This window comes from Enterococcus sp. 6D12_DIV0197 (assembly GCF_002174385.1).
GTDB classification, from domain to species: domain Bacteria; phylum Bacillota; class Bacilli; order Lactobacillales; family Enterococcaceae; genus Enterococcus_D; species Enterococcus_D casseliflavus.
On sequence record NZ_NIBN01000001.1, the window covers coordinates 130750 to 140968 of the forward strand.

Annotated in this window: 8 protein-coding genes, 8 tRNA genes and 1 rRNA gene; all 17 read right to left on the reverse strand. The window is 44.3% G+C overall.

From position 1 onward, the window contains the following. Window positions 1–9: 9 nt before the first annotated feature. Window positions 10–2040 (reverse strand): PRD domain-containing protein, encoded by a 2031-nt coding sequence (locus A5867_RS00580; RefSeq protein WP_087626672.1) that lies wholly within the window; start codon window positions 2038–2040, stop codon window positions 10–12. Continuing rightward, window positions 2021–3769, reverse strand: coding sequence for a PTS sugar transporter (locus A5867_RS00585; RefSeq protein WP_087626673.1), 1749 nt, complete (start codon window positions 3767–3769; stop codon window positions 2021–2023). Before A5867_RS00585 ends, A5867_RS00580 begins: the two co-directional genes overlap by 20 nt. 69 nt (window positions 3770–3838) lie before the next feature. Then, a complete protein-coding gene (locus tag A5867_RS00590; protein WP_015510633.1) occupies window positions 3839–5200 on the reverse strand; it encodes an NlpC/P60 family protein in 1362 nt (453 codons plus the stop codon). A gap of 185 nt (window positions 5201–5385) precedes the next feature. Further along, window positions 5386–5895 (reverse strand): rod shape-determining protein MreD, encoded by a 510-nt coding sequence (gene mreD, locus A5867_RS00595; protein WP_010748845.1) that lies wholly within the window; start codon window positions 5893–5895, stop codon window positions 5386–5388. 2 nt (window positions 5896–5897) lie between these two features. Continuing rightward, window positions 5898–6755, reverse strand: a complete 858-nt coding sequence (gene mreC, locus A5867_RS00600; protein ID WP_010748844.1) for a rod shape-determining protein MreC — start codon at window positions 6753–6755, stop codon at window positions 5898–5900. A 142-nt stretch (window positions 6756–6897) separates the two neighbouring features. Further along, window positions 6898–7530 carry a thiamine diphosphokinase gene (locus tag A5867_RS00605; RefSeq protein ID WP_005230235.1) on the reverse strand — a complete coding sequence of 211 codons (633 nt, stop codon included), beginning with the start codon at window positions 7528–7530 and terminating at the stop codon, window positions 6898–6900. Continuing rightward, window positions 7531–8184 (reverse strand): ribulose-phosphate 3-epimerase, encoded by a 654-nt coding sequence (gene rpe / locus A5867_RS00610; RefSeq protein WP_015510634.1) that lies wholly within the window; start codon window positions 8182–8184, stop codon window positions 7531–7533. Window positions 8185–8193: 9 nt separating this feature from the next. After that, window positions 8194–9078, reverse strand: coding sequence for a ribosome small subunit-dependent GTPase A (rsgA, locus tag A5867_RS00615; protein ID WP_060791853.1), 885 nt, complete (start codon window positions 9076–9078; stop codon window positions 8194–8196). A gap of 103 nt (window positions 9079–9181) precedes the next feature. Further along, window positions 9182–9255, reverse strand: a tRNA-Pro gene (locus A5867_RS00620). Between the two features lie 30 nt (window positions 9256–9285). Further along, window positions 9286–9359, reverse strand: a tRNA-Arg gene (locus A5867_RS00625). Window positions 9360–9370: 11 nt separating this feature from the next. Then, window positions 9371–9456, reverse strand: a tRNA-Leu gene (locus tag A5867_RS00630). Between the two features lie 18 nt (window positions 9457–9474). Then, a tRNA-Gly gene (locus A5867_RS00635) sits at window positions 9475–9546 on the reverse strand. A 10-nt stretch (window positions 9547–9556) separates the two neighbouring features. Further along, a tRNA-Thr gene (locus A5867_RS00640) sits at window positions 9557–9629 on the reverse strand. Window positions 9630–9636: 7 nt separating this feature from the next. Next, a tRNA-Leu gene (locus tag A5867_RS00645) sits at window positions 9637–9718 on the reverse strand. 14 nt (window positions 9719–9732) lie between these two features. Continuing rightward, window positions 9733–9805 (reverse strand) — tRNA-Lys (locus A5867_RS00650). A 3-nt stretch (window positions 9806–9808) separates the two neighbouring features. After that, window positions 9809–9881: transfer RNA gene (locus A5867_RS00655), tRNA-Val, on the reverse strand. 16 nt (window positions 9882–9897) lie between these two features. Continuing rightward, window positions 9898–10013: ribosomal RNA gene (gene rrf / locus A5867_RS00660) — 5S ribosomal RNA — on the reverse strand. Between the last annotated feature and the right edge of the window lie 206 nt (window positions 10014–10219).

Here is a 10219-nt window from a genome sequence, read left to right on the forward strand (position 1 = left end):
TGATCCCTCCTATTGTTTTACTTCTTCAATCAAGAGCGAAGAGAGCAACTGATAAATAATCGAATCATTGCCCGAATTAAAAATCTCCGTATTTAGATCATTCATAATGATCGAACCACTGATTTTTCCTAACATCTGAGAGCTTGTTTCATTGATAGGATACGGCGCCAACATGACTAATAAACGGGTAACAGCGATTTCTTTTTTATCCATCGCTAAAAGGGGCAAAGGTTGTTTCAAGTCGAAAATACGAAAAACTGGTTGCAGGATCGCCGAGCTCGCCGCGTGAAACAAGGCAAAGTGAGTGTCAGGAATGCCCACTGGCGCTTGGAAGTAGCGCCGTAAGAGACGATCAACGACTTTCTCACGATCCAAAACAACATGTTCATCAAAAGACGTCAGCACCAGCTGCAACGTTTCTTCCAAGTCCGCTGGGTTATCAATGGCTTGCACTTGAAACAGCGCCAATAGCTGGTTAATGGCTTCGATAAAAGTCAAGACCGCTTCATAGGATTCCTCTTTGACCAAAGCAGAGGGTGCTTTTTTTGCGGAACGTTTTTTCTGACTAATGGCTTGGAAGGCCTTCTTCAACTCTTGAATGTCTTCTTCTAGCAGGATCGGTGAAACGAGTTTGTACTCTCCTTGATACCCTGGCAGCAAGGAAGTCGAGATCACCAAGTCATAGGTCTCCTCGATATTTTCCCGTTTGACATCCCCCACTCGAAAGAAGGTGATTTGATTGATAAAGGGAAAATGTTTCCGCAGCTGCATCTCTAATAAACTGATGGAGGCTAATCCGCTAGGAGAGATCCCTGCAATATTGACTTCTAACACTTTCGGATTTTTTTCCAACGAATTGGCAAAATGCAGGACCATATAGGCGATTTCTTCTTCCGAGAACTGCTGCTGCGGAAAGACCTGCGGCAGATGATTACGAATCCCGCTGGCGATCTCGACATACTGGTTCATGATTTTTTCTAGGATAGGGTTGTTCAAATGATCTTCTTCTAAAATCGCCCGCGTCATCACTCCTGAGATATGGGTCAGCAGCATTTTATACAAGTTCGTATCTTCATAAAACGCCACTTCCGTTTGCTCACTGACCAATTCGATCAAGCGTTTTACACGATAAGCCAAGTCGGTATCAAAATTGTCATCAAAAAAATCACGATCAAAGGAATTAGCAAAATCACCTAGTAACACGGCAAAAAAGACGATTTCGTTGATGGAATAAAGCAGTTTCGTCTTTTCGGCGATCTGAGCAAAAATCTTTTTCGCCACCTTCAGCAAGTCTTTGTTGATCTGACTCGGGTACGTCTCTTCTTCAACCGTGTAGCCCAAAGCTACCCGATCCATGGCTAGCGCCAGCATCAAGACGATAAACGCCAATTTGCGGTCACTAAGTTCCTTGAACTGCGGCTCGATGGTTTCTCGAATCAGCCGCTGGGCTAGCAATAGATGGTCACGGGACAGAAATTGAAAAATAAACGGGGCTTCATCATCGGTTTCCAGTAAATGGAAAAATTGGTACTCATTGATCTCCATCACTAGTGTATTGGCTGTGATCAACCGCCGATATTTTTCGGAGCCTTCGATCTCATATCCTTGATTGCGCACGATCCTTAACGGCAGCCGTGCGAGACTTTCTTCTAGCTGTTTGATATCTGAAAAAAACGTCGTATTGCTGATTTGGTAGCGATCCAAGAAGAAATGACTAGATACAGGCTTCGTGGCGGTAGTCAGTTGCAGCAAAATACGATGTTGTCGCTCACTAGCCGCGAATTCTTGATCGGTATCTGCCATAATGGCTTCTTGCAATTGGCGAATGCTCGTTTCTGATGCAAAAATTTGGAAATGACCACGACCGACCTTCTCTAAGGTAGCTCCTACTGTTTCCAGCGATTTTTCTAGATTAGCCAGTTCACGGTACACCGTTCGTTTACTGACTTTTAAGACTTGCATCATGCGATCTAAAGAAACTGGACCGGTACTATTCATCAATTCCGTTAATAAAAGTGTTTCACGATTGGTCAAAAACATAGTCGACTCCTTCTGTCAGTAACTGACGATACGCATCTGTCGTCAATAAATCATCCACCACCAGTAAAGGAACATCTGGGATCGGGCACTTTTCTGCAAGTTCTTTCGGGAGGATATAGACTGCCGTAGGGTCAAGAGCTTGTCCTTCATACGCCATTTTTTTGATGGTCAAAGACAGCGCTTGTTGGCGGGCCATTTTTCTTAGTATCTCCACTGCCATCGTTTGTGAACCGCGTTTTTTTCCACTATACAAAAAGATGATCGTTGAAAATCCTAGCGAACTTGCTGCCTCGGTTTGCAGCGATTTTTGCGGATCCTGTTCTCTTCTTTGTAATTCTTTAATCAGCGGGGCATACTCATCAGCCGCCAAAAAATTATCTAACACATAATGCTGTGCGTGTGGTGTCTGCTTTTGGGCAATAGCTGCTAATTCCCGTTGGGTGATCACCAAAAGCGCGGGATCATCGATCACACGATAAATCGATTGATAGCGGACAGGAAACGTTAGCTGGGCTTCTTGTAACTGTTTTTTTAGTATGCTGGCACCAATCGCACTGGACCCCATCCCTGCGTCACAGGCCACGACGATCTCCGTGACTTTCTTCATTTTCGGCATCTTACGCTCCTCATTTTCTGTATTGGACTTCCGTTTTAACAGCACACTAGCGATCGCAAACGATACGACCGTACTGACGACAATCCCAGCTAAGACACCTAGGATCATAGACGGCGGTGTATTGAGTAAAATCGCTAAGATCGAGCCCGGAGACGCCGGCGCTCTTAAGCCTACCCCTAAAAATTGGAAGATCAGCGTGCCACTGAAACCACCAACGATCGGACCGAGCAACACCCAAGGATCGAGCAGAACAAACGGGAAATACACTTCATGAATCCCACCAATAGCCTGCACAAAAACGGATGCTGCGGCATTCGTTCGGTTTCGCTTTGAACCAAAAAAAAGATACGCCGCTAAGACCCCTAATCCTGGACCGGGGTTGGCCTCGATCAAAAATAAAACCGACTGACCATTGAGTGCCGCTGCTTCGATCCCTAGCGGTGTAAATAGACCATGGTTGACAATATTATTAAAAAACAAAACCTTCAATGGTTCTACAATGATATGGATAAAGGGCAAGACGTTTTGCTGAACAAAATAATCAACCAGCTGATAGCTGCCGAGACTGAACCAATTAAAAAGCGGCGCCAATAGGAAGTAACTTCCTAAAAAGAGGAGTCCGCCAAACGCACCTGCAATAAAATTGCGCACCAGCATCTCATAGCCACTTTTGACTTTGCTCACGATCGAATCACTGCGGTACAATAGCCAGCCCGCTAGCGGTCCCAGCAGCATCGCCCCAAAGACCTGGGGAATATCGGTTGCGAGAATAGCCCCTAAGACCGCCACTGCTCCTACGACCCCACCTCGTTCAGGCGCCAACATCTGCCCACCTGTATAGGCGATCATGAGGGGCAGCAGCACAGTCAAGACCCCTTGTTCCATTTGCTGGATCACTTGTTGATCGACTGAGAAAAAAGGCAGCAGGAATGAAATCAGCATCCACGCAATAAAAATACTTAAATTCGGCATCATCATGCGAGAAAGATAATTCGTATAAAACTTAACCGTTATCATTTTTTCTCTGGAAGACGAGGTCTTGTTCATTTTATCCGCTTCCTTTCTCTTCTCTATTATAAGATGTTCTGGCAAGACTGAAAACAAAAAAAGCATACGTTTTTTAAAACAGAAATCAAAAAAAGCTGACGTAAAACGCCAGCTTTTGAAATAGCTTCAATTGATTTAGTTTACGCGTACCGCGAAATCTGGTGAGTAATAAGAGTAACTGCTAACAGAAACATTTTGACCTGGTGTTGGTGCATGAACGTATTGTCCGTTACCCATAGCGATCGCCACGTGGTGTGTGCTTCCGCGGCTACCCCAGAATAACAAGTCACCAGCTTTTGCTTCATTGATCGAAATCACCGTACCAGAAAATTCTTGTGCGTACGTTACCCGTGGTAATGAGATGCCAACTTTAGCAAATACATATTGTGTAAAGCCAGAACAGTCAAAGCCGTCTGGTGTCGTACCACCCCATACATAAGGAGTACCAATGTATTTCATTGCTTCTGCTACGATTGCTGAACCGTTGACCGTTTGTGCGGGTGCAGGAGTATTGCTTGCACCATTGCCGCTATTGTTCGATCCTTGGTTGTTATTGCTATTGTTATTGTTGGCAGGAGTCGATGGTGTCGTATTTGTTGAACCGCCACCTTGTGATGAACTGCCTTGCGTAGTATCAGTCGTCGTACTAGAATTTGTTGTTGAGTTTGATGTCGTTGAATTCGACGTTGAAGACTCGCTTGATGCTGCTTCCTGAGTAGCTGCTTCAGCTGCTGCCGCTTCTTGAGCCGCTGCCTCTTGTGCTGCTTGTTCACGAGCGGCTGCCGCCGCCGCTTCTTCTGCAGCGATGCGTGCTTGTTCTGCTTCGTATTCTTCTTTTTGTTTTTCTAAATCAGCTTTTTCATCTTCTTTAGATGCTTGTTGAACAGCCAATTCCGCTTGCAAAACATTTAAATCGGCTTGTTTGGCTTGTAGATCCCCTAATTGTGTTTCTAGCTCAAATTGGTTCGCTGCGATTTCTGCCAATTTATCGTCGTTTTCCGCTTTTTTCGCTTCAACTGCTTCTTGGTCTGCTTTTTGTTGATCCACAAGATCTTTGTTAGCATTGACGATCGTCGTCATTGCTTGCACACGGCCAATAGCATCTGTTAAAGAGTCAGCTTCTAATACTGCATCAATAAAGTTCGTGCTTTGACCATTGACTTGAACGTCACGGGCTTGTTTTTGGATCGCTTCTTCACGCTTTTCGATTCTGACTTTCAAATCAGCAATTTCTTGCTTCAACTTTTCAGAATCCGCACGCAAATCACCTTGTTGTTGCAACAAAGTTTGGGCTTTTTCATTGATTGCAGCCACGTCGCTTTCAAGTGCTGCTACTTGTGACTGGATGCTCGCTTGCTGGTTTTGCAAGTCAGAGATCTCTTTATTTTTTTCTTCAATTTTATTGTCAAAATCTGATGCAAAGACAAGTGTCGGTGCTGCTGCAGAAGTAAGAACAATTGAACTTACTAACAATAAAGATAAAATTCGCTTTTTCACTCTTCATTCCTCCGGCTGTTGCTTCCCCTAATATGGTTTTTTTATGTATAAATGCTTAAGAATACCTAAAGTCCTTCACGATAGTGTGATTGTAACACAGCCGTATGTCAGAGAGATAAAAGGAATATTACAAAAACATTTCAATCGCTGTTATTTTTATACAGTCAAACGCAAAAAAAATGAAGCTATTCGTCTTTGAATAGCTTCATGAATGGAACGACTAAAAGGATAAACAAAATGATGTTCAATAAAAGCGTTGGTGCTAAAAAGCGGGAAACAAAGAATGACGTGCTAACTGATGCGATCTTAAATAGCAACTGGACGCCCAACGTCACAACTTCTAAGCTTGTAACAAAGATGATCATTCCGAAAAACATGGTAAATACATTTTGATAAAGCGTATTTTGCAAAATATACATGATCCACACGATCAAGGGAAACGCCACCGTGTAGATGCCGATCACACCGACATAATACACGTCATAAAGACAGCCGATCACAAGCGCCGTGGTGATCAAAAAGTTTTTCGGCAAATACTTCGCGCCACATAAAAGGGCGATCAATAAAAGATGCGCACTGGCGATATAATTGTCTTGGGTCCATTTTTCTAAAAAACGCGTCAGTTGTCCATCTGCCAACATCATCAAAAAGAAGACGCCCGCTGCCAGGTATTTGATGTAGTCATGCTTTTTCATGGCTATTCCTCACCTGCCAAGCGTTTGATAATCGTTACTGCTTGAATATCATACATTTGGGCATACGGTTTTACAAACACTTGGGTATCAAGACCAAACTCATCTTTGGTGGTACGGATCACTGTTCCGATCGCTAAGTCGGCAGGTGAGTTTCCTCCTAATCCAGAGGTCTGCACGACATCGCCTTCCTTCAGCTCATTGTCCCCTGTCAACTGGGTAATGACCAAGGAACGTTCTTTTTGATCGTAACTACTTAGAATCCCAAAGTTTGACCCATCTTCGCCGCTGATCCGAACCGGATAGTGGTTAGAATTCTGGTTTTCAGAAGTCAAAAGTTCAATTTTAGAAGAAGCTGCATTGACTTCTATCACACGACCAATCAAGCCTTTTTGCGACATGACCGCCATGTTGACCTCAACGCCGTCTCTTGAGCCTCGATCCACGATCAGCATATCTTGCCAAGTATCAGGTGACCGATTGATGACATTGGCGGAGATCCGTTCATAATTCGTCAAGGTCGCATTCAGCTCTAGCTCTTCTTTCAAGGCATCGATTTCTCTTTGCGCATTGTCCTTCGCTTGTTCCAGTTCATCAAAACTGTCCAATTTCTCTTTTAAACGTTCATTTTCTTCATACGTCACAAACAAGTTTTTGACTGAATTCGCCCCATTTTCGATCCAACGAAAAGGCGCCGTAATCACTTTATCGATAAAGCCAACGGAGTCATTGACCGTTGATTGCACAACATTGGTGGAGTTTCCCGCAGCTCTGCGGGCGATCGTCACGCTTAATACGGTGACAACTAAAATCACAATAATCAATGTGATGATAATATTTTTATTAGGATTAAACTTTTTCACAAAGACACCTCAAATAATTCCAAACTGTAGTTCCAATTTTACCATTAATACCCTGCAAACAAAAGCTAAGTTGACCGTCTTAATGTTTTTTTTGTAATTAAGTTTCTGAAATTTTCAACAAAAAAAAGAGACGTTCCGTCTCTTAATCACAACTTTGAATGACTGCTATCATCCCGCTGCTAAAGGAAAAACCTGCTGTTTGTGTCAGAAATTCATTGCTGGCATAAGAAGTTGGGTACGGCACTTGGACGTTTTCTAATAAATACTTGCTACCTGTCAACGTCAAATCTGTTACCGGCGTCAAACAGCAGTACGCCAAATACTGCATCTCGGGTTCTTTTTCCAATTGATAGGTGCCTGGTAAAAAGAACTGAACGACATTTTGACGATCTAAAAAACGCAGATTTGGGGCAAATGGACGAAACCGATCTTCTAAAGGCAGCCATAGATTGGCTAAAAGATGGTCGAGACGTCCTCCTGTTGCACCAATCAAGTCGATTTGCGCTTCTGGATAGCGACGCAACGTCTCCACCAATGCCAACTGGGTATCTGTATCATCTTTTTCAGCAGGCGCTTGGATCACTGTGTTGACTTGTTGTTTGACTGCTTGCAGTTCGCCTGCGGTCAAAGAGTCGAAATCACCAATCGCTAGATCGACTGGCCGTTGGTGCTGAAGCAAAAACAATGCCCCGCGATCAATCCCAATGTATTTGTCATACGTCATCAGCGGTGGCCAATTTTCAGGGCGCCCCCCTGCTGCTAACAAAATCTTCATTTATTGCAAAGCTTCTTTCAAGGCTCTGATTTGTGCTGCAGGTTCATCGGCATCGTAAATATAGCTTCCTGCTACGAAGACATTTGCACCTGCTTCCAGGCAACGTTTGGCTGTCTCAGGAACGATCCCGCCATCTACCTCGATATCATAATGGTAGCCTTTTTCTTCTTTTAAAGCAGCCAGTACCGCAATTTTTTCTAGTGATTCTTCAATAAAGGATTGCCCACCAAACCCTGGATTGACCGTCATGACTAACACTTGATCACACATGGATAAAACATGTTCAATGGCTGATACTGGTGTGCCTGGGTTGATGACGATTTCTGCTTTGACATTTTCTGCCACAATCATTTGGATCGCACGATGGATATGAGGTGTTGCTTCCGCGTGGATCCCAATGATATCTGCCCCAGCTTCTGCGAAGGCATGTATATACTTTTCTGGTTCGGTGATCATTAGGTGAACATCCAACGGCAGTTTGGTAACTGGGCGAATCGCTTTAACGATGTTTGGGCCTAAGGTAATATTAGGGACGAAATGACCGTCCATCACGTCTACGTGAATATAATCTGCGCCATGGCGCTCTACCAGCTCAATGTCTCTTTGAAGATTTGCAAAATCGGCACTTAAAATAGATGGTGCTAGTTTTATCATGCTTTTCCCTCACTTTTTCTTCTTTTTATAAACCGGACGTCGGTTTTCAATCTCTTCTAAAAATTGCACGTAATTCTTATAACGAGTCTCGGCAATCTCATTTGCTGCAACCCCCTGCTTAACTGCACAATCAGGTTCATTAAGGTGCCTACATTCCCTAAAACGACAGTTGGCAGCTACCGCTAAAAAGTCAGGAAATAGTTTGGGTAACTCCACCGCTTCGATTTCCAAAAAGTCGATCGAACTAAATCCTGGTGTATCGGCAACCAATCCATCACAAATCGGCAAGAGCTCCACATGACGGGTCGTATGTTTCCCCCGCCCGAGAGATTCTGAGATCACTCCTGTTTCCAATGCCAATTCTGGGACGATCCGATTCAGCAATGTCGACTTTCCAGCACCGGATTGTCCCATAAATACGGTGATCCGCTCAGGAAAGTACCGTTGAAGTTCCAATAGATCTTCGCCTTCTGCTTTTGACGTGATCACGTGGTAGCCAATTGCTTGATAGGTCTCCTCAATTGCTTTCATTGCGGCAAGATCTTTCACAAGATCCGCTTTTGTCAAAAAGATGATCGGTTCGATCCCCTCATACTCTAACGTCACTAAAAAGCGATCCAATAGATTATAGGAGAAGTTCGGCTCAACTAGACTTGTCACGACCACCCCTTGATCCACATTTGCGACTGGCGGTCGAACCAGCTCATTTTTTCGCGGCAAGATCTCTAAAAGATAACCGTCTGTTTGATTGCTGCTTTCAAAGATCACTTCATCACCCACCAAAGGAGTGATTTTTCGATTCCGAAAATTTCCTCGAGCGCGGGTTTGAAAGATTTCATCTTCTGATGCCACATAATAAAATCCGCTTAGCGCTTTGATGATTTTTCCCTTCAAACAATTTCCTCCTCGTTTTTTACTATTGTATCATATTTTCAGGTCTTCTCACTGGCTGAAAACACAAAAAAAGCCTGAAGCGAATGCTTCAGGCATCAAAAAATCGGGAAGACAGGATTCGAACCTGCGACCCCTTGGTCCCAAACCAAGTGCTCTACCAAGCTGAGCTACTTCCCGATAATAAAAATGAAACAAATAAAAAGACTACGCGCCCAAGAGGAGTCGAACCCCTAACCTTTTGATCCGTAGTCAAACACTCTATCCAATTGAGCTATGGGCGCATATTATGAAATGCCGAGGACCGGAATCGAACCGGTACGGTGATCACTCACCGCAGGATTTTAAGTCCTGTGCGTCTGCCAGTTCCGCCACCCCGGCTGAAAATTGCTAAGGCAAAGCGGAAAACGGGGTTCGAACCCGCGACCCCCACCTTGGCAAGGTGGTGCTCTACCACTGAGCTATTTCCGCATATTCCTGATGCCGGCTAAAGGACTTGAACCCTCGACCCTCTGATTACAAATCAGATGCTCTACCAACTGAGCTAAGCCGGCAATGAAGTGCGGGTGAAGGGACTTGAACCCCCACGCCCGAAGGCGCTAGATCCTAAATCTAGTGCGTCTGCCAATTCCGCCACACCCGCATAGGTTATTACTATGAGTCGTACAGGGCTCGAACCTGTGACCCTCTGATTAAAAGTCAGATGCTCTACCAACTGAGCTAACGACTCATATGGGGGTTAACGGGATCGAACCGCTGACCCTCTGCTTGTAAGGCAGATGCTCTCCCAGCTGAGCTAAACCCCCATAAGGTAAAAAAAACGCGTGGCGACGTCCTACTCTCACAAAGGGAAACCCTTCACTACAATCGGCGCTAAGAAGCTTAACTTCTGTGTTCGGCATGGTTACAGGTGTATCCTTCTTGCTATCGCCACCACACTATTCAATTGAGTAAGTTTTGCTCACTCAAAACTGGATCGAAGAAATCAAAACTCTACGAGTTTACGTGCTTTTTTCTTTTTGGTTAAGTCCTCGATCGATTAGTATCAGTCCGCTCCAACCATCACTGGCCTTCCACTTCTGACCTATCTACCTGATCATCTCTCAGGGATCTTACTTTCTTAAAGAAATGGGAAATCTCATCT